The sequence below is a fragment of the Seleniivibrio woodruffii genome (assembly GCF_029267515.1).
GTDB lineage: Bacteria > Chrysiogenota > Deferribacteres > Deferribacterales > Geovibrionaceae > Seleniivibrio > Seleniivibrio woodruffii_A.
Window position 1 is genome coordinate 1 of sequence record NZ_JAJUIS010000007.1, and the last position, 20,554, is coordinate 20,554.

Here is a 20,554-nt window from a genome sequence, read left to right on the forward strand (position 1 = left end):
AGCCACTATCGGTCAGGTAAGCAACACCGAGCATGAGAACATTCAAATCGGTAAAGCGGGTAGAACTCGTTGGAAAGGCGTCAGACCTACTGTTCGAGGCGTTGCAATGAACCCTGTTGATCACCCCCATGGTGGTGGTGAAGGTAGAACTTCCGGTGGTCGTCACCCTGTGACACCCTGGGGCGTACCTACTAAGGGTTACAAAACAAGAGCCAAAAACAAGCCCTCTAACAAGTACATAGTTTCCCGCAGGAAGAAGTAGGAGGATTGACAAGTGCCTAGGTCATTAAAAAAAGGTCCTTTCCTTGACGATCACCTTGAAAAAAAGGTGATGACAGCCAAAGAGAGCGGCGATAAAAAAGTCATCAAGACTTGGTCTAGAAGAAGCACCGTGATTCCTGAGATGGTCGGCCTGACATTTGCGGTCCACAACGGACAGAAGTTCATCCCTGTTTTCGTAACAGAGAACATGGTTGGCCATAAACTTGGTGAATTCGCACTCACCAGAACTTTCAGAAGTCACAAGAAAGACGACAAAAAGGTAAAGGGTAGGTAATATGGAAGCTAAAGCATTCGCAAGATTTCAAAGAGTTTCCACCAGAAAAACCCGCCCTGTAGCTGACCTTATCAGAGGTAAAAAAGTTGAGGAGGCTCTTGCTATCCTCAAATTTACCCCCAACAAAGGCGCAGAAGTTCTGTACAAAGCCATCAAATCCGCTGCAAGCAACGCAGAGGAAAACCATGGTCACACAGACGCAAGCCGCATGATTGTTAAAGAGGTCAGAGTGGATGGAGGTCCCGCTATGAAAAGGTTTACCCCCAGAGCATACGGCAGAGCTTCACTTATCCGCAAACCTACAAGCCACATTACTGTCGTGCTTTCAGACTAAGGGAGGTATTTGGTGGGACAAAAAGTTAATCCTAACGGATACAGAATTGGTATAAACAAGCCCTGGAAATCAACTTGGTATGCCAATAAAAAAGAATACAGACAGCAGCTTCTTGAGGACATCAAGATAAGAAAGTTCCTCAAAGAAAAGCTGAATCAGGCCGGTCTTGCCAGAATAGGCATCGAGCGTATGGGAAACAGAGTGCGCATCACTCTTAACACTTCACGCCCCGGTATCGTAATCGGTAAAAAAGGCGCTGAGATAGACAAACTTAAAAAAGATCTGAAAAGATTCACAGATTCGGAAGTGCTTCTCGTTATCAGAGAAGTTAAGAAACCCGAAATCAACGCTCTGCTTGTCGGCGAGAACATCGCTATGCAGATACAGAGACGTGTGGCTTTCAGACGCGCAATGAAAAAAGCCGTTCTTCAGGCTATGAAGTCCGGCGCACTGGGTATCAGAGTTGCTTGCTCCGGTCGTCTTGCTGGCGCCGATATGGCGAGAACAGAGTGGTACATTAAAGGACGCGTTCCGCTTCAGACGCTTCGTGCGGACATCGACTACGGCACCACAGAAGCCCTTACAACTTACGGTATCATCGGTATCAAAGTTTGGGTCTTCACAGGTGAAGTTCTCGAAGACAGAGGCAGAACAGAGGCAGGTGAGTAATGCTTACACCCAATAGAATGAAATACAGAAAGCAGTTTAAAGGCCGCATCAGAGGTATCGCTTCTAAAGGTCACTATGTGGCTTTCGGCGACTTCGGTCTTGCTGCGGACGGCAAAGCTAAACTTACAAGCCGTCAGATAGAGTCCGCGAGGATCGCTATCAACAGATATCTGAAAAGAGGCGGAAACCTTATTATCCGCATCTTCCCCCACAAACCTATTACCGCAAAGCCCCTTGAAGTCAGACAGGGTAAAGGTAAGGGTGCTGTTGAATACTACGTTGCATGTGTCAAAGAAGGCACGATACTTTACGAAGTAGGCGGCGTAACGGAAGAACAGGCAAAAGAAGCGTTCAGAAGAGCTTCACATAAACTGCCCGTTAAGACTAAATTTGTCAGACGTGAGACAGTGGAGGCGGCACAATGAAAGCAGCAGAACTGAAAAACATGAGCGCCGCCGAGCTGAAAGCCAAAGAGCTTGAGCTGAGCGAAAACATCTTCAGAATGAAGTTTAAACTGGCAACAGGCGATATTGAGGATTCCTCACTTATCAAAAAGGCTAAAAAAGACATAGCTCGTATTCAGACCATCCTGAACGAGAAAAGCACCGAGGGCAAATAATGGAAGCCAGAAACGCGAGAAAAGTAAGGAAAGGAGTGGTAGTCAGCGACAAGATGGACAAGACAGTCGTTGTTAAAGTCCAGAGCCTGAAACTCCACCCCCGTTACCAGAAGTTCATCAAGAGCACAAAAAGTTTCAAAGCTCATGATGAGAACAACGAATGCAAAGTTGGCGATACTGTGGAAATCGTAGAAACAAGACCGATCAGCAAAGATAAACGCTGGAGAGTCTCCAAGGTTCTGCAACACTCCATCGAAGCCGCAAGCGAGGAGTAAGATAGTATGATACAGGTAGAATCCAGACTCAGAGTTGCCGACAACTCCGGAGCCAAGGAAGTGCTTTGCATCAAAGTCCTCGGCGGATCAAAAATCCGCTACGGAAGAATAGGCGACATCATCGTGTGTACCGTTAAACAGGCAGCAGCAGACAGCAACATTAAAAAAGGTTCTGTCGTTAAAGCCGTTATCGTGCGCACAGCGAAAGAACAGCGCCGCCCCGACGGCACATACATCAAGTTTGACGACAACGCGTGTGTGCTTCTGGGTAAAAACAACCTTGAACCTATCGCAACAAGGGTTTTCGGACCCGTTGCCAGAGAGCTGCGCGGAAAAGGCTATCTGAAAATAGTTTCAATGGCTCCCGAAGTACTCTAAGAGGGTTTGTCAATGAGTGTTAAACTGAAAATTAAAAAGGACGACCCGGTTATCGTTACCACCGGTAAGGATAAAGGACAGAAGACAAAGGTCGTTAAAATGGACAGGGATAACGGTAAAGTGTTTTGCGAAGGCGTTAACGTCTCCAAAAAACACGTTAAACCTAACCAGTTCAACCCCGACGGCGGCATAGTGGACAAAACAATGCCTCTGGCGGTTTCCAACGTTATGTACTACTGCGAAAAATGCAGTAAAGGCGTAAAACTTGGAATCAAGGTTCTGGAATCCGGCAAAAAAGTGCGGTTTTGCAGAGCCTGTGGCGAAGTAATCGATAAGTAACGGAGACTAAAAAGAAATGGCGGAACTTAAAAAGATCTATAAAGAAGAGGTTGTGCCGAAACTTATTCAAAAGTTCGGTTACAAGAACGTCATGCAGGTTCCGAAGATCGATAAGGTCACTCTGAACATGGGCGTCGGCGAGGCAGTGCAAAACTCCAAAGCCGTTGAAGGCGCTCTCAGAGACATGACCCTCATCGCGGGACAGAAACCTGTTGTCACCAAGGCTAAAAAGTCCATCGCCAGCTTCAAACTGAGAGAGGGGATGCCCATCGGCTGTAAAGTCACTCTCAGAGGCGACGCTGCATACGACTTCCTGTTCAGGCTGACAAGAATCGCTCTGGCAAGGGTTAGAGACTTTTCGGGTGTAAACCCCAAATCTTTCGACGGCAGAGGCAACTTTGCAATGGGTCTGAAAGAGCAGATCGTCTTCCCTGAGATCGATTACGATAAGATCGATAAGATCAGAGGCTTTGACATCATCGTCACAACAACAGCTAAAACAGACGCAGAGGCAAGAGAGCTTCTTAGAGAGCTCGGTATGCCTTTCGAAAACCCGGAGGCGTAAGTGGCTACTAAAGCTAAATACCACAGCGGATTTCAGAAGAAGAAATTCAAAGTACAGGAATATAACCGCTGCCCCATCTGCGGTAGACCTCGTTCTTTTATGCGCAGGTTCAACATGTGCAGACTTTGCTTCAGGAAGTTCGCCGCTGAGGGAGAAATCCCCGGCGTAAGAAAGTCCAGCTGGTAATATAAGGAGACTATAGTCATGGGAATGACAGATCCTATCGCTGATATGCTTACAAGAGTACGTAACGCTCTTATGGTCAAACATCAGGAGGTTGTAATGCCTCACTCAAAGATGAAAGAGGCAGTGGCTTCCCTTTTCAAAGACGAGGGTTACGTTAAGAATTTCCGTGTGGTAACAGACGGAAATAAGAAAAATATAGTGATTCACCTTAAATATCATGATAACGGCGAGTCCGTTATCCGCGGGATAAAGAGAGTATCTAAACCCGGTCAGAGAGTGTATGTGAACACTAAGAACCTTAAACCTGTACTTGGCGGACTTGGAAACGGAGTAGTATCCACCTCAAGAGGCATCAAGACCGTTAAGCAGTGCATCGCTGAAAAAGTCGGCGGTGAGTACATTTGCCAGATATGGTAATGGAGAGCGTTAATGTCCAGAATTGGTAAAAAACCTATAGATATTCCCGCAGGCGTAACAGTGACAATCGACAGAAACACTGTCAGCGTCACAGGACCCAAAGGCAAGCTGGAGCAGGAAATCCATTATAAGGCTGTTGTTACTGTTGACGGCAACGTTGTGAACGTGGACAGAAAAGATGAGACAAAAATCTCAAGATCCGTGCACGGTCTTACACGCACGCTGATCAGCAACATGGTGACAGGTGTTACGCAGGGTTATGTGAAAAAGCTCGACATCGTCGGTGTGGGTTACAGGGTTGCCCAGAAGGGTGCAGATCTCGATCTGTCCCTCGGCTTCTCTCACCCCGTTGTTTTCGCTCCCCCCGCAGGCATAGAGCTGAAAGCGGAGAGCCAGACAAAGATCGCCGTAAGCGGTATTGATAAGCAGCTTGTCGGTCAGGTTGCTGCAAACATCCGCAAGCTGAGAGCTCCCGAACCTTACAAAGGTAAGGGTATCAGATACGAAGGCGAGTACATACTCAGAAAAGCCGGCAAGACCGGTAAGAAATAAGGGGAGTTGAGATGGCTGTATTTTCAAAAGCGACTGCCCGCGTAAGAAGGCACGTTCGTAACAGAAAAAAGGTACAGGGCTCTGAAATCAGACCTAGACTGGCTGTTTTCAAAAGCAACAAATATATCTACGCTCAGGTAATAGACGACTCTAAGGGTACAACTATTGTTTCTGCCAGCTCCCTTGAAAAAGAGCTTAAAGAGCAGTTCAAAGGCTGTGTAAACCTCACAGTTGCTAAAGCTATCGGCGCAGAGGTTGCTAAAAGAGCTTCCGAAAAGGGAATCAGCAAAGTTGTTTTCGACAGAGGCGGTTTCCTCTATCACGGCAAAATCAAGGCGCTTGCTGAAGGCGCCCGTGAAGCCGGACTTGAGTTCTAAGGAGGTAACCTATGAACAATGCTAACGTAAACGGCGAAAACCAACTTGTAGATAAAGTGGTAAACATTGGCAGAGTTACGAAAGTCGTTAAAGGCGGTCGTATATTCAAGTTCACTGCTCTTGTTGTTGTCGGCGACATGAACGGCAAGGTCGGCATCGGTCACGGCAAAGCAAGAGAGGTTCCGGACGCTATTAAAAAAGCGCTTGAGAACGCTAAAAAGAGTATGGTGGAAGTGCCCGTTGTAAACGGCACTATCCCCCACGACGTTATCGGACGTTTCGTTTCCAGCGAAATCGTTATGAGACCCGCCGCAGCCGGTACGGGTATCATCTCCGGTGGTGTAACCCGCTCGCTTTTCGAGCTGGCAGGCGTTCAGAACATCCTCTGCAAGTCAACCAGAAGCAGAAACCCCTATAACTCGCTTTATGCGGTTATGGACGGGTTTAAGAACATCAGAACCCTGGATAAAGTTGCCGAAATGAGAGGCAAAACCATTCAGGAAATCATTAAGTACTAAGAGGATACACAGATGGAACTTCATGATCTGAGACCGGCTCCCGGTGCCAATAAAGACAGAAAAAGACTCGGAAGAGGCAGCGGAAGCGGACGCGGTACGACTGCCGGCAAGGGTACGAAAGGTCAGAAAGCCAGAAGCGGCGGTAAAGTGAGACCCGGATTCGAGGGCGGTCAGATGCCTCTTAACAGAAGACTTCCCAAAAGAGGTTTCAACAACGCACAGTTCGCGACTGTTTTTGAAACAGTTAACCTTGAAGCCATCAACAATGCCTTCTCTGAAGGCGAAGTGGTGAACTTCGTTTCTCTTAAAGAGAAAGGACTTGTTAAAGGCAACAAAGACGGTATTAAGGTTCTCGGCGACGGCGAGATCAGCAAAAAGCTGAAACTCGAAGTTGACAGAATCTCCGGCTCTGCCAAAGAGAAAGCAGAAAAAGCAGGCTGCGAAGTCGTTGTTCTGGGGTAATTAATGTTTAGAAAAATAGAAGAAATCTTCTCAATAGCAGAACTTCGGAAGAGGATCCTTTGGACCCTCTTCTTCCTGTTTGTTTATCGGGTGGGAGCGCACGTTCCCACACCCGGCATCGACGGCGAGGCTCTCAGCCAGTTCTTTGCCCAGCAGTCCGGAAACCTTCTCGGTTTCTTCGACATGTTCACGGGCGGGGCGCTTTCAAAGCTGACGGTTTTCGGTCTCGGTGTAATGCCGTATATCTCCGCATCAATCATTCTTGAACTGATGACGGTTGCGGTACCTCACCTTGCTGAACTCAAAAAGAGAGGTCAGGAGGGAAGGGACAAGATAACCAGATACACAAGGTACGGTACCGTCCTTATCAGTATGATACAGGGTCTAGGTATCGCAATCGGTCTTGAGGGGATGACATCCCCCGGCGGAGCGCCTGTTGTCATGTTTCCCGGAATGGGTTTCAGACTGCTGACAGCACTCACGCTGACAACCGGTACTATATTCCTTATGTGGCTGGGAGAGAAGATTACTGAAAAAGGTCTCGGTAACGGTATGTCCGTTCTGATCTTCGCAGGTATCATCGCCGGTTTCCCCTCTGCGGTAAGCCGTTCGGTAACACTGCTTAAATCGGGCGAACTCCAGCTCATAATACTTATTATTGTGCTGGGTCTCATTTTCCTCGTTACCGCGGCAATCGTGTTTATGGAAACTTCGCATAGAAGAATACCCATACAATATGTAAGAAAAGGCGGAAGCGGCAGTTCGGCTGCAACAACATCCTATCTGCCGCTGAGGCTTAACCCCGCAGGGGTTATACCGATCATCTTTGCGATGTCAATACTTGCCTTCCCCAGCACAATGGCTACTTTCAGTCAGGATCCGCTGGTTCAGAAGATAAGCTACTGGTTCTCGCCCAGCCACGTTTTCTATTACGTGGTGACAGTGGGATTCATCGTGTTTTTCACATACTTTTATACGTCCATTATCTTCAACCCCGATGACATCGCCGACAACATAAACAAGTCCGGCGGCGTTATTCCCGGAAAAAGACCCGGAGCTGAAACCGCGAAGTTCATTGACTTCACCCTTTCAAGACTCACGTTTGTGGGCGCAATATACCTCGGCGCGGTGGCTATCCTGCCCCAGCTGATAATCCACAGTTTCAGCGTCCCTTTCTATTTCGGCGGAACGTCTGTGCTCATCGTTATCGGTGTCGGTATGGATATGATCTCCAAGATTGAGGCTTCTCTGGTTACAAACAACTATGACGGCTTCCTGAAAAAAGGAAGAATCAAAGGCAGAGGGGGTTATTAATGATCAATCTTATTTTCCTGGGACCTCCAGGAGCAGGCAAGGGCACTCAGTCTGCTAAAATAATTGATGACTATAAGGTTGTGCAGATATCCACCGGCGACCTTCTCAGAGCGGCTGTTAAAGCCGGAACACCTCTGGGCAAGGAAGCGAAAGTATATATGGACGGCGGACAGCTTGTTCCAGACAGCCTTATTATCAATATGATGAAAGAGCGTTTTCAGGCGGATGACTGCAAAAACGGTTTCATCCTCGACGGCTTCCCCAGAACAACAGCTCAGGCTGAGGCTCTGGACGCAATGCTTGTAAACGATCTTAAAACCGAGATAACTCACATCATCAGCCTTGAGGTTGACGATGAAGTGGTCGTGACCCGCAACACAGGCAGAAGAGTCTGCCAGAAATGCGGAGCCACTTACCATATAAAATTCAATCCTCCCAAACACGGCGGTCAGTGTGACAACGACGGCGAAACTCTTGTCCACAGAGACGATGATCAGGAGGAAACAATCCGCAAAAGACTGGCGGTTTATCACGGCACCACCGCTCTGCTTAAAGACTATTACGGCAAAAGCGGCAAGTTCCATGAACTGAACGGCGACGACACAACCGACAACGTTTTTTCGGCTATTAAGAAGATACTGGGATAAATGGTTGTAATTAAATCAAAGTCCGAACTCGACCTGATGAGAATTTCCGGTTCAGTCGTTAAAGAGGTTCTGGAAAAACTGGAAGAGTTCATAAAGCCGGGACTTACAACATTAGATATTGACAAATTCGCAGAGAATATTATATCCTCACGGGATGCTCTGCCATCCTTCAAAGGATATAGAGGCTACCCGGCTTCTATCTGCGCGTCAATAAACGAAGTTGTGGTTCACGGCATCCCTTCTGACAGAAAAATTGTCGAGGGCGACATCATAAGCGTTGATGTCGGGGCATACAAAAACGGTTTTCACGGAGATGCAGCCCGCACCTATGCGGTGGGGAAAATCTCCAAAGAAGCGGAAGATCTTATGAGAGTGACTGAAGAGTCATTCTTTAAAGGTATAGAAAAAGCCGTAGACGGCGGCAGACTCACGGATATCTCGCACGCTGTGCAGGTACATTGTGAGTCCCACGGATACGGAGTTGTAAGAGACTTTTTCGGTCACGGAATCGGAAGAGAAATGCACGAAGAGCCGGCGATTCCCAATTACGGGAAACCAAACCGCGGGCTGCGGCTGCGTGCAGGAATGGTCCTCGCTGTGGAACCTATGGTAACCGCAGGACATTACAGTGTTAGAACCCTCAAAGACGGCTGGACCGCTGTTACAGAAGACGGCAGTTTAGCGGCACATTATGAAAACACTGTGGCCATTACCCCGAACGGACCGGAAATATTAACCATGTAAAAGGCATATGGGAAAAAAAGAAGACGTTATCGAAGCCAGCGGGACGGTGCTTGAAGCTCTTCCGAACGCGATGTTCAAAGTTGAGCTGGAAAACAAGCACGTAATCCTGTCGCACCTCTCAGGCAAGATGAGGATGCACTTTATCAGAATTCTTCCCGGAGACAAGGTTACGGTGGAGCTTTCCCCTTATGACCTCTCCAGAGGACGAATTACTTACCGACATAAGAAATGACGGGGTGAAAAATGAAAGTTCGGGCTAGTGTAAAGCCTATATGCGCTAAGTGTAAAGTTATCAAACGTAAAGGGGTAATCCGTATAATCTGCGACAACCCCAGACATAAGCAGAGACAAGGTTAAAGGAGGCTTTTTGTGGCACGTATTGCTGGTGTGGACATTCCCAACAACAAAAAAGTCGAGGTTGGCCTTACAGGAATTTACGGCGTAGGCCGTGAAACTGCTAAAACGATACTTGGCGTAATCGGCGTAGACCTGTCCAAAAGGATAGGCGACCTTTCTGAGCAGGATATATCTGCAATCAGAAAGTACATCGAGGAAAATCTTACCGTTGAAGGTGATCTCCGTAAAGAGATATCGCTGAACGTTAAGAGACTTATGGAAATCAGCTGCTATCGCGGCCAGAGACACAAAATGCACCTGCCTTGCAGAGGTCAGAAGACCAGAAGCAACGCAAGAACAAGAAAAGGTCTCGCCGGAAAGCGCGGCATTAAGAAAAAGTAAGGATTGAACGAAGATGGCTAAAAGAGGCTCTAAAAAAAGAGAGAGAAAAAACGTCCCCAGAGGCGTTGCTCATATCAGGTCAACTTTTAACAACACTATCGTAACATTTACCGATGCACAGGGCAACACTGTCTGCTGGGCAGCGGGCGGCGGCGTGGGTTTTAAAAACTCCCGTAAGTCCACCCCTTTCGCAGCACAGATAGCCGCCGAGCAGGCTGCTAAAAAAGCTGTGGATAACGGTATGCGCGAAGTGGAAGTTAACGTTAAGGGTCCCGGCGCAGGTCGTGAGAGCGCAATCCGTGCTATTGCCGCTGCCGGAATGAAAATCACCGTTATCAGGGACGTTACACCCGTACCCCACAACGGTTGCAGACCCAGAAAGAAGAGAAGAGTGTAACGGAGGCTAAAGTTGGCTAGGTATACAGGTGCAGTATGCAAACTTTGCCGTAGAGAGGGCATGAAGCTCTTCCTCAAAGGCGAGCGTTGCTACAAAGATAAATGCGGTTTTGAGAAAAAACCTTACGCTCCCGGTCAGCATGGCCAGGCACGCAAGAAACTGAGCGACTACGGTACTCAGATGCGTGAGAAACAAAAAGTTAAAAGACTGTACGGCGTTCTTGAAAAACAGTTCCGCCGCTACTTCGATAAAGCTACCAGGATGCAGGGCATCACCGGTGAAAACCTGCTTCAGCTTCTTGAAAGAAGACTGGACAATATCGTTTACAGAGCAGGCTTTGCAGGCAGCCGTAAAGAAGCAAGACAAATGGTCGGACACGGTCATTTCCTTGTTGACGGTAAACCCGTAAACATCCCCAGCTTCCTCGTTAAAGCTGGAAGCGTTGTTTCCGTGTGCGAAAAATCACGCGAAAACACAAGAATCAAGGAATGTGTCGATACTGCGGAAGGAAGAGGCGTTTCAGAGTGGATTACTCTGGATAAAGGCGCTTTCAAAGCATCTGTTCTCAGGATGCCCGCAAGAGACGACGTCGGTTATGAAATTCAGGAACACCTGATAGTGGAACTTTACTCCAAGTAACGTTTTACACGGAGGTTAAGATAATGATCATCATGAATTTTCATGAAATCATAAAGCCCAGAAAGATTGAAGCTCTGGGTGAAGTCACTAACAGAAAAGGCGTTTATATTGCAGAACCCTATGAAAAGGGATTCGGTACAACAGTTGGTAACGCCCTGAGACGCGTTATGCTTTCCTCCATCGAGGGAACGGCGGTCACTGCTGTTAAGATTGACGGCGTAAGCAACGAGTTCGCCGCACTCGAAGGTGTTTATGAGGATGTTGTTGACATCCTTCTGAATATCAAAATGCTGGAACTGAAACTGCACACTCATGAAACCAGACGTGTGTACATCAGAAAAAGAGGAGAGGGTCCCGTTACCGCAGGTGACATTACCGGCGACACAATGGTTGAAATCCTCGATCCTGCTCAGCATATTTGCACATTAACTGACCCGAACAAAGAGCTCTATATGGAGTTTGTTGTTAAACGCGGCATCGGATATGTGCCTGCCGAAGAGATTGAAAAAGAGAACGATGAAGTTGATATGCTTGCTGTTGATGCGGTTTTCACACCCATCAAAAAAGTAAATTACTTCGTTGAGAACGCCCGTGTCGGTCAGAGTACGGATTACGATAAACTTACTCTTGAGATCGAAACTGACGGGTCTATCAATCCTGAGGACGCAATTGGATTTGCGGCAAAGATCATCAAAGATCAGATGAATCTTTTCATCAACTTTGATGAACCCGTGGTTGACGATTCTGTTTCAGAGGACGCAAGCCAGAACGACCATCTGCTCGACCTGCTTGACAAGAGCATCGAAGAGCTGGAACTTTCCGTTCGCGCTTATAACTGTCTGAAAAATGCCAACATAAAAACACTTGCTGAACTCTGCATGAAAACGGATGCGGAGATGCTGAAGACGAAGAACTTCGGACGCAAGTCACTGGAAGAGATCAAAAAAGTTCTTTGCGAACTCGGTCTTTCCCTCGGCATGGATCTTGAAGCCATCGGATATAACAGTACAGATTCGGAGGAAGAATAGATGCGTCACGGCGTAAGTGGAAACAGACTCGGCAGAAAACCTGCCCACAGAAAGGCTATGGTTCGTAACCTTGCCACTTCTCTTGTGGACAACGGCCGTATCGAAACAACCGTTGCCAGAGCAAAACAGCTTCGTATGTTTATCGAACCTCTGGTTACACTCGGCAAAAAAGGTGATCTTGCTGCACGCAGAACTGCACTGAGCAAGCTCCCCAACATTAAGGTTGTTCACAAAATTTTCGACGAGATAGCTCCTAAGTTTCAAGAGCGTCCCGGCGGATACACCAGAATAATCAAAACAGGATTTCGTCAAGGCGATAACGCTTCAATGGCGATAATTGAATTCGTAGACTAATCAAAGGGGAGCTTCGGCTCCCTTTTTTTTACGGTTATGTGCGCCGTCAACAAAGCATGGCGACGTGCTACATCAATTCCTTCATACATATCATGTGTTCTTCCGCGGTTGTATCCCAACTGAATTTTTTGCATTGTTCAAGTCCGGCACGGGAAAGAGCCGCTGCATAAGTTGAATCAGTAAGGACTTTGACCAGCCCTTCGCGGATACTTTCAATACTCTCAGCGTGAACGTAGTGAGCGGCATCACCGCAGACCTCAGGAAGAGATGAATTTGAGGAAACGAGCACCGGACATCCGCACGCCATGGCTTCCAGAGGAGGAAGTCCGAAGCCTTCGTAGTGAGAAGGGAAGGCGAACACAGAGGCGGCTCTGTAAAGGTTAGCCAGTTCATCGTAATTGATGTAACCCGCACGCAGAACGTTATCCTTATTTACATCTATTAGCTCATGTATTTCGTTGTTGTTCCAGCCATCCCCGCCGACAAGCAAGAGTTTGTAATTATTCTTGATTGAATTGGGCAGCGAGAGATACGCTTTGATAAGACCTGAGAGATTTTTGCGAGGCTCAAGGCTGCCGGAGAAAAGAATAAAATCTCTGCCGCCAGTATACTTTATTTTAAGGTTCTCTGCTGCCGCGGAATTTTTAATGTTGTGGAAAAGCATGGTATCGTATCCGAGATGGATAGCTTTAACAGCACATTCAGGCAGATTGAAATAATCCAAAATCTCATTTTTGGAGAACATAGAATCCGTGATTATCATATCTGCTCTTTTAACGCTGTTCATCAGACGTTTTTTGAAGAGTTCAACCCGTTGGGCAGGGTGCCATTGGGGATGTCTGATGACAGAAATGTCGTGGAGCGTGAAGAGGACAGACTTTGATTTAAAGTAGTTTTCAAGGATATTGTTTGGTTCCCAGTAGAGGTCGTACCTGTCAGGGGAAAAAGCTGAAACTGCAGTTAAGACTTTTTTTAAAGACTTCCTGAGCAGTCGGGTGAAAAATGAATTGGAATTTTTACCAAAAGCATTATCACCAGGACTCAGCACCCTGCCGGACTTGTATCCGTAAAAAAAAGTAATGTCTGCGCCAAGTGATTCGCGATCAAGCCGTTTACATATTTCATAAGTGTATCTGCCCACGCCGCTTAACGGCGAGAGCAGGGGTATAGAGTTGACTGCAATTTTTTTCATAAGTCCAGAGATTCTGCCTAAGTCCTGTGAGCATGTCAAGAGCATGTGTCTAAATTAACCCTCCATTGCCTGAAAAGAGACACACGATTATCAGATATATAGCTTCAGATAGACAGAAATAGCTAATCACAGATATTGCTGTTTATAATAGCGAGGCGGTGCAAAATAAGAAAAAAATATGGAGATGCGCACAAAAAAGGGATGAAAAAGAAAGGTTATAAAATGTATTTTTTGGTTTTATCAAGTGTGAATATTTGGATGATTTGATATCGGGATTCATTCGGTGTTTTTTGTTTTAAATATCATTCAGACAAATTGTGCTGATTATATAGATGATTACAGCATGTTTTAGCTACCTGTGTGTAAAATTATTTTACATGTTTTGTGTAAAAATGTGTTAAAAACAACGTCAACTACCAGAGTTGATAGAGATTTTATTATGAAAATAATGTAGAATAATTTTGATATCATAGAATTTGAAAATATTATGTCTGGAGTCGTATATGAGCAATGTTACTTTATGGACAACAAATATCCATCCTACAGTGGTTCCTGGTGAATGGTCAGAGTGGTACTATGCTATAGAAGGATATTTTTACGGTGTTGCTGAATTTTACGAGAATCTGGGTGCAACAGTGGATACTTTGCCTGTGGGGCACCTTACAGAAACAACTCTGGACTCGACTAACTTATTGATTGTCATGTGTCCGACGGAAGACTTCACGGCAAGCGATATAACATATATGAAGGATTATCTGGCGACCGGAGGACGTATTGTTTTCTGGGCTGAAAACGACGCGTGGATTCCGCAAATCAACGGATACATCACCAATGCCATTGCAGCACTCGGCGGAAGTTTTTCTATAATGTCGGAAGATCACAACGATATAGACGGCGATTATGTATTAAGCAGCAGCAATATATCATCTACATCCGAATTGGCAGAGGGAGTCGACGCTCTGTATTATAATGCTGCATCAAAGATTACGTATACGGGTGCTGTTGATGTAGTTGCAACAGGAGATGACGGTTCCGGATTTATAGTAGATCAGGCTGTAGACAAAGGAAGAATATTTCTTTTTACAGATGTGAATTTACTGTCCACTGTAGTCTCATCATACACTGACCTCGGGGCTTATCAGATTGCGGTTGAAGAGAACTGGGGCTTGCAGGCAACAATAGACAGTTATGCTGTTTATAATGCTGATATGGACGTTCTTCTCGAGAACCTGCTGACAACATCCGAAGCTAATCAGGCTATAGTGACGGCAGGCGGAAACCCCAACGGGGGATTTGGCGGCAGCCCTTCCGCTGAAATATCAGCACCTGATTTTACCTTTATAAACGGAGAGAACTCATACTTCACATTCACGGTAAATTATAAGGTTGCAAGCGACAGCACTGCGACTTTTACAAACGGACAGTTCGATTCCGGAGACTTAACCGTAAAGGATTCAGCAGATAACAGTTATACGGTTGCCCTTGATACAAGTGTTGGCGGGGGAACAGGAATAATCAGCGGTGCAGGAACCGGAGATGTGGTTGTTCAGTATAAAGTGACCGCACCGGACAGTACATGGGACACTGCTGACGCAGGCGCATACACTATAGGAATCGTCAACGCTGCGGTTGAGGATACAGACGGCAAGCAGTTAGCGGGCGATTCGGCTGCGGCTGTTTTCGATATCGACATACTGGCATCGCCCGTAATAACAGAATTTTCTTTTAACGTTACAAATACAAATACATACGCCCGCCCGTGGACACCAGGTGATCATACAAGCTCGGATGTGGACTGGTCCGCAACATGGTTCACTGACGACATCATCACAGCGAACAGTGCTCCGAACACACCTCAGTCGGATGATTCTTTCAACTATGTCACAGTTACTCTTGTCCCTGCTCTGTCGGGTAATTTTACAGCAACGGTGACAGGTGCCACAGGGCTGTATACAAATGATGGAACACAGAATGTCAGTGATACGCAGATTTGGATATATAAAAATTCATTCGACCCTCTCAATCCCCTTGTCAATGTTCTCGCGGTGAATGAAGACATTGATTATCAGGATGCGGATGGAGTCACTGTCAACTGGCTTTCAGAGATAAAAAATGTAACTTTTGAAGCAGGTGAAACATATATTCTTGTTGTCACAACCTATACGGCAGGGACAACAGGTACCGTTGATTTTCAGATATCCGGTCCCTCTGTCGTTTCAGTCAGCGGTGACACAGTAACCGGTACCTCAATCGCCTCTGCGTCATATGATGCTTCAACAGGTACCCTCGTTGTCACTGGAACAGGAATGAACATAGGCGACCCCATAGATGCCAGTGTTCTCACCATTACCGGAGAGGACGGAAACACATACACTCTTGCCGGTTCATATACAGTAACGGCATCAAGTGCAACTTCTTTCACTGTAGTTCTTGACGCCACCGACAAACTGAATGTCAACGGAATACTGAATAAGAACGGGACAGCCTCCGCGGATTCGACAACTTTCAATCTTGCTGCGGGAGCAAACTGGGTGAGCGGTGCCGATGCCGATTCAACAGGTAACGGTATAACTGTTTCAAACGTTACTGCACCGACAATAACTGAAACATCATATAACGCCTCCACAGGAGTCCTTACGGTTACGGCGACAAATCTGGTGCATCTGCCCGGAGCTGCAAATGATATTGACGCATCCGCTTTCACTTTTACAGGAGAGGGCGGGGCAACATACACTCTTACGAATACTTCTGATGTGGAGATCACCTCTTCAACATCTTTTACAATTACACTCAGCTCAACTGACAAGGACGGCGTGGCTGACCTTATCACGGCAAACGGTACGTCTTCCGACGACAGTACGACCTACAATATCAGCGCATCGGATGACTGGAACGGTACGATAACAGGCGGAAGCATTGCGGATGCAACGAGTTCTGTGACAGTCTCCGGTTTTTCCACTAACGATGCTGCTGTTTTGGACCTTAACGGCGCAACAGCCGGAACGGACAACACTGTTGCTCTTGCCGATGCGGCAGACGGACTTGCTCCCGATGTTGTCATAAGCGATACGGAGAACGATTCTGCCGGCTGGGACGGTTGCACTCTTACAATCCACAGAGTGGATTCAAACGGCGATGCCGACGGCAACGTTCATGACGTTTTCGGATTTGCATCCGGCAGCGGACTGACAGTTACAGGAAGCATAGCGGAAGGTGCGGATTCCAACGGAACACTTGCTTCCGGTGGAACAACTTTCGCAACATGGAGTTATTATTCATCCTCAGGCGAGCTTGTGCTCAGCTTCAATTCAGACGCAACAAGCGCACTGGTTCAGGCTGCCGCTGCGGCAGTAACATATACAAACGGCACTCCATACGGAGATGCAAAGATAGAATTTGCGCTTAACGACGGTGTTGCTGTCACAACTGCGGAAGTAACGGTAACAAGCACAGTCATACACGTTACCCAGACGGATTACGATACAGACGGCGACACTGCTGATGGAATGAGCCTTTACGAAGCGCTCGCCATTGCGAAGGATGGCGACACAATCCTTCTGGACGACGGAGTGTACAGAGGGCAGTTCAATATCACCAAGAACGTGACCATTGACGCGGTGAACGGTGCAGACGGCAACGTTACCATCGAGTCGCCCGATTCAACTGATCTTGTTCAGGTTCTTCCCGACATGCTTACAAACAACGGGCACTGGCGTATGCCCGTGCTTAACGTTGATACCGACGATCTCAGCGGAACAGTAACTATAAAGAACATAACCGTAGACGGTCGTGATCAGGGGCTTGCGGACGGTTTTGCCAACAATAAGGATCTGCTGGGAATAGGTATTGTTGACAGTAACGTTGTAATAGACGGTGTTACACTCACGAATTTCCGGTGTACGGACAGCGGAGAATGGGGATGGGGCGAAAACTTCCCGATTATGGCGGAAGGAAGTGCAGGAGCGGGCGGAACAGTGAGCGTCAGCATCCTTAACTCTGACATATCCAACTATCAGAAAACCGGTATAATCGGATGGGGACCGACTCTTGACATAACCATTGACGGAACCACCATCACAGGTTCCGGCGTCGCAGGCATCGCAGGTCAGAACGGTATCCAGATAGGTTCCGGCGGCGACCGCACAGGCACAACAGCCACAATAACAGACAACATCATACAAAATCTGGGATTCGACAGCGCTGACTACTCATCAAGCGGAGTTGTGCTTGTTTATGCAGACGATACCACAATAACAGGCAACTCAATCTCAGGTGTTACAGGCGGCGAAGGCAACCTTAACGGTGTGGACATCATGAACGCCTATGACGGTGACACGGAAATAAATATTTCCGGCAACACCTTCACCGATGTTGACACTGCCATTGTCAACGAACCTGACAACGCATATTCGCTCATAGTCGGTTCTAACGATTTCAGCGGAGCCACTGTTGCTTTCTATGACGCATACGACATATCTGATCCGGCTACCGAAACTCCCGTTGAAACCCCCACTGTGATAAATATAACAAGCTCTGAGGCTCCCGCATCCGGCGTCCTTTCATATTATATGTTCGGAGGCAACGATTCGTTCACGGATAACGGAAGCGTGGATTCGACAGTTTACGGGGGAGCAGGCGATGATACTGTCACCACAGGCAGCGGTGACGACATAATTGCCGGCGGAACCGGTGACGACACCCTCACAGGCGGCGACGGCGAAGATGTGTTTATGTACCTGTCTCAGGAAATGAACTCCGACGGCGATCGTGTGATGTACAATGTGACAGATTTCGGTGCGGATACCATTACGGATTTCACAACATCAGATGTGATCCGTGTTGCCGGTGCCGATTTCGATGACTATACTGCGGTTTCCGGAGACGGACTCAACGTTGCGGCAAACACTGTGGAGGTTGTTCAGACAGGCGGAAACACCACACTGTATATAGATACTGACGGTGTTGCCGGTGCCGATCTTCAGGTAGTTCTTGAGGGAACGTATACCTCCGAATCTTTTACATTCGACGGCACGGATATCGGGCTCGCTCCGAGCATCGGCATATCATCCGCTGCCTATAACGCTGCCACAGGCGTTCTTACTGTGACAGGCTTCGGTCTGACGGTCGGGGATGTTATAGACGCATCAAAACTTTCCGTCACGGGAGAGGGAGGAAACAGCTACACCCTTGCCGGGACATACACTGTGACGGCAACAGCGGACGGTTTCGCACTTACCCTTAACGAGGCGGATCAGCTTAACGTGGAGGGTATTCTCAACTCGAACGGAACATCCGCTGCCGGCGGCGCAACGTTCAACATAGCTGCTTCGGCGGGCTGGAACACAACGGCGTCAGCGGCTGCCGACACGACAGGCAATCCGGTGACAGTGAGCAGCCTTGCGGCTCCCGCTATAAGCGGCGTAACATATAATGCCGAAACAGGCGTTATAACCGTCACAGGATCCAACTTTGTTAAACAGTCCGGAGCGGCAAACGATATCGACGTATCAAAATTCACGTTCACAGGTCAGGGCGGAAACGTGACCCTTTCAACAACATCCGACGTTGAAATATCTTCCGCAACGACCTTCACGATAACACTGAGCAGTACTGACAAATCACTTGTCAACGCTGCTTTGGACAAGAACGGCACTGAGTCTTCGGGCGGAACTGTATATCACCTTTCCGCTGCCGACGATTGGAACGGACCTGTTACAGGTTCAAACACCGCTGACACCGCTAATGCCGTAACCGTCAGCAACGTTAAGGTTGTTGATACTGTGGACGGAGTTCCTGTGACATCGGAAACAGTCACGCAGACTCAGACATATACCGATCTGGACGGCAACACTGTCACCCGCGAGGTTGAAACTGAGACCATGACGGTTGCTCCTGTAACCGACACCAGAGTAAACGATACAGGCGCTACAAATACTGCTGAGATACCTCTTTTCTGGGGTGAAAGCTCAAGAACAGAGTGGGCGACGACAGCCAGTCTTCCTGTGGGTGTAGGCATAACGACAACAGGCACGCGTTCCCCTGTGGATGAAAGAACGCTGAACGACGCCATTGGCGACCTGCTGTTTTACATTGATTCCACGGCATCATCAACGGATGCCGGCAGAACAGCGATGCTTTCAGGCGGTTCAGGCTTCCTTGAGTCAATAAGCGACTCTTCAAATACATTGGTTGTGAATAAAGTGACCCTGACAGTATCCGGAACAGATGTTCCGGCTGCACCGATAGTCATAAACGGAACTCCGAATACCGTTACATCGAGCGAAGGTGCAGCAACTCCGAAAGAGGCGATAGTTATTGATGCTTCCGCTCTTCCCGCCGGAACAGAGCTTGACCTTCAGAACATCGAATTTGCGGTCATAATCGGCAGCGGGGTCATAGTAAGGGGCGGTGACGGCGCTAACATCGTTTTTGCCGGAGAAGGTTCACAGAATATCCTTCTCGGTGCAGATGACGACGAATTGCACGCAGGCGCAGGAGACGACGTTGTCGGCTCCCTTGCCGGCGACGACCTTATATACGGAGAGAGCGGCAACGACCGCATGTCCGGTGGTGCAGGCAAAGACTTCATGCACGGAGGCAGCGGAACGGATACCGTTGTTTATACAGGCAGCATGAGCGATTACATCATAACCCGCGACCACGGTCTGACCTATATCAGCCACGTTTCCGACCCGTCGGATGTGGATACTCTGGTCAACGCGGAACAGGTTGAGTTCTCCGACGGCACTTACGAAGTTCAGAACAGTGAGGAACTGACGTTCATAGCCTCTCTCTATGAGCAGATCCTCGACAGACAGCCTGAGATAAACGGATTCCAGTACTGGTCGGATGCAGTGTTCGAGAAAGACCTTTCCGTGGGCGATATGACCGTATGGTTCATGAAGTCAGCGGAATACCACGATGCTACAGGAGTGGACTTTGCGTCACTCACCGTTGAGGATCAGGTTGAACAGCTTTATGTCGCTCTGCTGGGCAGACCTTCCGATGCGGAGGGAAAAGCGTACTGGGTTGACTGTATCGAACAGGGACATACCATTGCAGAGGTTGCCGAAAGTTTCGTTACCTCCGTTGAGATGCAGGGAATTTACAATCTGCCCAACGAATGGGATTTTACAGCCTGATAAAACAGTTTATAACATTTCTGAAACTCCGGGGCGTTTCAGACGCTCCGGAGTTTTTTTGCCTTTTGCCGTTGCTATGAATATGGCGATATGTAATTATTGAACATGGTAA

General features: G+C 47.7%; 27 protein-coding genes and 1 pseudogene. 27 read left to right on the forward strand and 1 reads right to left on the reverse strand.

Annotated elements, in window-relative coordinates:
• The 26 genes and pseudogenes from rplB to rplQ form a co-directional block, all read left to right on the forward strand.
• Nucleotides 1–262 (forward strand): annotated as a pseudogene (gene rplB / locus Q7P67_RS08500) (50S ribosomal protein L2); the annotation flags it as partial.
• Nucleotides 263–274: 12 nt separating this feature from the next.
• Nucleotides 275–556 carry a 30S ribosomal protein S19 gene (gene rpsS, locus Q7P67_RS08505; protein WP_303851537.1) on the forward strand — a complete coding sequence of 94 codons (282 nt, stop codon included), beginning with the start codon at nt 275–277 and terminating at the stop codon, nt 554–556.
• Nucleotide 557: 1 nt separating this feature from the next.
• Entirely contained in the window at nt 558–890 is a 333-nt protein-coding gene (rplV, locus tag Q7P67_RS08510; RefSeq protein WP_303851538.1) for a 50S ribosomal protein L22, read from the forward strand.
• A gap of 12 nt (nt 891–902) precedes the next feature.
• On the forward strand, nt 903–1,559 hold the full coding sequence (gene rpsC / locus Q7P67_RS08515) for a 30S ribosomal protein S3 (RefSeq protein WP_303851539.1): 657 nt from the start codon (nt 903–905) through the stop codon (nt 1,557–1,559).
• Nucleotides 1,559–1,984, forward strand: a complete 426-nt coding sequence (gene rplP / locus Q7P67_RS08520; RefSeq protein ID WP_303851540.1) for a 50S ribosomal protein L16 — start codon at nt 1,559–1,561, stop codon at nt 1,982–1,984. The genes rpsC and rplP overlap by 1 nt, the downstream gene beginning before the upstream one ends.
• Nucleotides 1,981–2,178, forward strand: a complete 198-nt coding sequence (rpmC, locus tag Q7P67_RS08525; RefSeq protein ID WP_303851541.1) for a 50S ribosomal protein L29 — start codon at nt 1,981–1,983, stop codon at nt 2,176–2,178. Before rplP ends, rpmC begins: the two co-directional genes overlap by 4 nt.
• On the forward strand, nt 2,175–2,453 hold the full coding sequence (rpsQ, locus tag Q7P67_RS08530) for a 30S ribosomal protein S17 (RefSeq protein ID WP_369696015.1): 279 nt from the start codon (nt 2,175–2,177) through the stop codon (nt 2,451–2,453). Before rpmC ends, rpsQ begins: the two co-directional genes overlap by 4 nt.
• Nucleotides 2,454–2,459: 6 nt before the next feature.
• Nucleotides 2,460–2,831, forward strand: a complete 372-nt coding sequence (rplN, locus tag Q7P67_RS08535; protein ID WP_303851543.1) for a 50S ribosomal protein L14 — start codon at nt 2,460–2,462, stop codon at nt 2,829–2,831.
• Between the two features lie 12 nt (nt 2,832–2,843).
• Entirely contained in the window at nt 2,844–3,170 is a 327-nt protein-coding gene (rplX, locus tag Q7P67_RS08540) for a 50S ribosomal protein L24 (protein ID WP_303851544.1), read from the forward strand.
• 16 nt (nt 3,171–3,186) lie between these two features.
• Nucleotides 3,187–3,735, forward strand: coding sequence for a 50S ribosomal protein L5 (rplE, locus tag Q7P67_RS08545; protein ID WP_303851545.1), 549 nt, complete (start codon nt 3,187–3,189; stop codon nt 3,733–3,735).
• On the forward strand, nt 3,736–3,921 hold the full coding sequence (locus Q7P67_RS08550) for a type Z 30S ribosomal protein S14 (RefSeq protein ID WP_303851546.1): 186 nt from the start codon (nt 3,736–3,738) through the stop codon (nt 3,919–3,921).
• A gap of 18 nt (nt 3,922–3,939) precedes the next feature.
• Nucleotides 3,940–4,338 (forward strand): 30S ribosomal protein S8, encoded by a 399-nt coding sequence (gene rpsH / locus Q7P67_RS08555; RefSeq protein ID WP_303851547.1) that lies wholly within the window; start codon nt 3,940–3,942, stop codon nt 4,336–4,338.
• A gap of 12 nt (nt 4,339–4,350) precedes the next feature.
• Nucleotides 4,351–4,890 (forward strand): 50S ribosomal protein L6, encoded by a 540-nt coding sequence (gene rplF / locus Q7P67_RS08560; protein ID WP_303851548.1) that lies wholly within the window; start codon nt 4,351–4,353, stop codon nt 4,888–4,890.
• Between the two features lie 11 nt (nt 4,891–4,901).
• A complete protein-coding gene (gene rplR, locus Q7P67_RS08565) occupies nt 4,902–5,267 on the forward strand; it encodes a 50S ribosomal protein L18 (protein WP_303851549.1) in 366 nt (121 codons plus the stop codon).
• An 11-nt stretch (nt 5,268–5,278) separates the two neighbouring features.
• Entirely contained in the window at nt 5,279–5,785 is a 507-nt protein-coding gene (rpsE, locus tag Q7P67_RS08570) for a 30S ribosomal protein S5 (protein WP_303851550.1), read from the forward strand.
• Nucleotides 5,786–5,797: 12 nt separating this feature from the next.
• A complete protein-coding gene (rplO, locus tag Q7P67_RS08575; protein ID WP_303851551.1) occupies nt 5,798–6,247 on the forward strand; it encodes a 50S ribosomal protein L15 in 450 nt (149 codons plus the stop codon).
• 3 nt (nt 6,248–6,250) lie between these two features.
• Nucleotides 6,251–7,561 (forward strand): preprotein translocase subunit SecY, encoded by a 1,311-nt coding sequence (gene secY, locus Q7P67_RS08580; RefSeq protein WP_303851552.1) that lies wholly within the window; start codon nt 6,251–6,253, stop codon nt 7,559–7,561.
• Nucleotides 7,561–8,208, forward strand: a complete 648-nt coding sequence (locus Q7P67_RS08585) for an adenylate kinase (RefSeq protein WP_303851553.1) — start codon at nt 7,561–7,563, stop codon at nt 8,206–8,208. Before secY ends, Q7P67_RS08585 begins: the two co-directional genes overlap by 1 nt.
• Entirely contained in the window at nt 8,209–8,952 is a 744-nt protein-coding gene (gene map, locus Q7P67_RS08590; protein ID WP_303851554.1) for a type I methionyl aminopeptidase, read from the forward strand.
• A 7-nt stretch (nt 8,953–8,959) separates the two neighbouring features.
• Entirely contained in the window at nt 8,960–9,184 is a 225-nt protein-coding gene (gene infA, locus Q7P67_RS08595; RefSeq protein ID WP_132872128.1) for a translation initiation factor IF-1, read from the forward strand.
• Between the two features lie 11 nt (nt 9,185–9,195).
• Nucleotides 9,196–9,309 carry a 50S ribosomal protein L36 gene (rpmJ, locus tag Q7P67_RS08600; RefSeq protein WP_303851555.1) on the forward strand — a complete coding sequence of 38 codons (114 nt, stop codon included), beginning with the start codon at nt 9,196–9,198 and terminating at the stop codon, nt 9,307–9,309.
• A 12-nt stretch (nt 9,310–9,321) separates the two neighbouring features.
• A complete protein-coding gene (rpsM, locus tag Q7P67_RS08605) occupies nt 9,322–9,690 on the forward strand; it encodes a 30S ribosomal protein S13 (RefSeq protein ID WP_303851556.1) in 369 nt (122 codons plus the stop codon).
• 13 nt (nt 9,691–9,703) lie between these two features.
• Entirely contained in the window at nt 9,704–10,087 is a 384-nt protein-coding gene (gene rpsK, locus Q7P67_RS08610) for a 30S ribosomal protein S11 (RefSeq protein WP_295221533.1), read from the forward strand.
• Between the two features lie 12 nt (nt 10,088–10,099).
• Nucleotides 10,100–10,726 carry a 30S ribosomal protein S4 gene (rpsD, locus tag Q7P67_RS08615; RefSeq protein ID WP_303851557.1) on the forward strand — a complete coding sequence of 209 codons (627 nt, stop codon included), beginning with the start codon at nt 10,100–10,102 and terminating at the stop codon, nt 10,724–10,726.
• A 23-nt stretch (nt 10,727–10,749) separates the two neighbouring features.
• A complete protein-coding gene (locus Q7P67_RS08620; protein WP_303851558.1) occupies nt 10,750–11,754 on the forward strand; it encodes a DNA-directed RNA polymerase subunit alpha in 1,005 nt (334 codons plus the stop codon).
• A complete protein-coding gene (gene rplQ, locus Q7P67_RS08625; RefSeq protein ID WP_303851559.1) occupies nt 11,755–12,108 on the forward strand; it encodes a 50S ribosomal protein L17 in 354 nt (117 codons plus the stop codon). It begins immediately after the preceding gene.
• Nucleotides 12,109–12,175: 67 nt separating this feature from the next.
• Here the strand turns inward: rplQ and Q7P67_RS08630 are convergent, their stop codons facing one another.
• Entirely contained in the window at nt 12,176–13,300 is a 1,125-nt protein-coding gene (locus Q7P67_RS08630) for a glycosyltransferase family 1 protein (RefSeq protein WP_303851560.1), read from the reverse strand.
• A gap of 503 nt (nt 13,301–13,803) precedes the next feature.
• On the opposite strand from Q7P67_RS08630, the gene Q7P67_RS08635 reads away from it, so the two are divergent.
• Nucleotides 13,804–20,442: a DUF4214 domain-containing protein gene (locus Q7P67_RS08635; RefSeq protein WP_303851561.1), complete on the forward strand. Its 6,639-nt coding sequence runs from the start codon at nt 13,804–13,806 to the stop codon at nt 20,440–20,442.
• Nucleotides 20,443–20,554 lie beyond the last annotated feature (112 nt).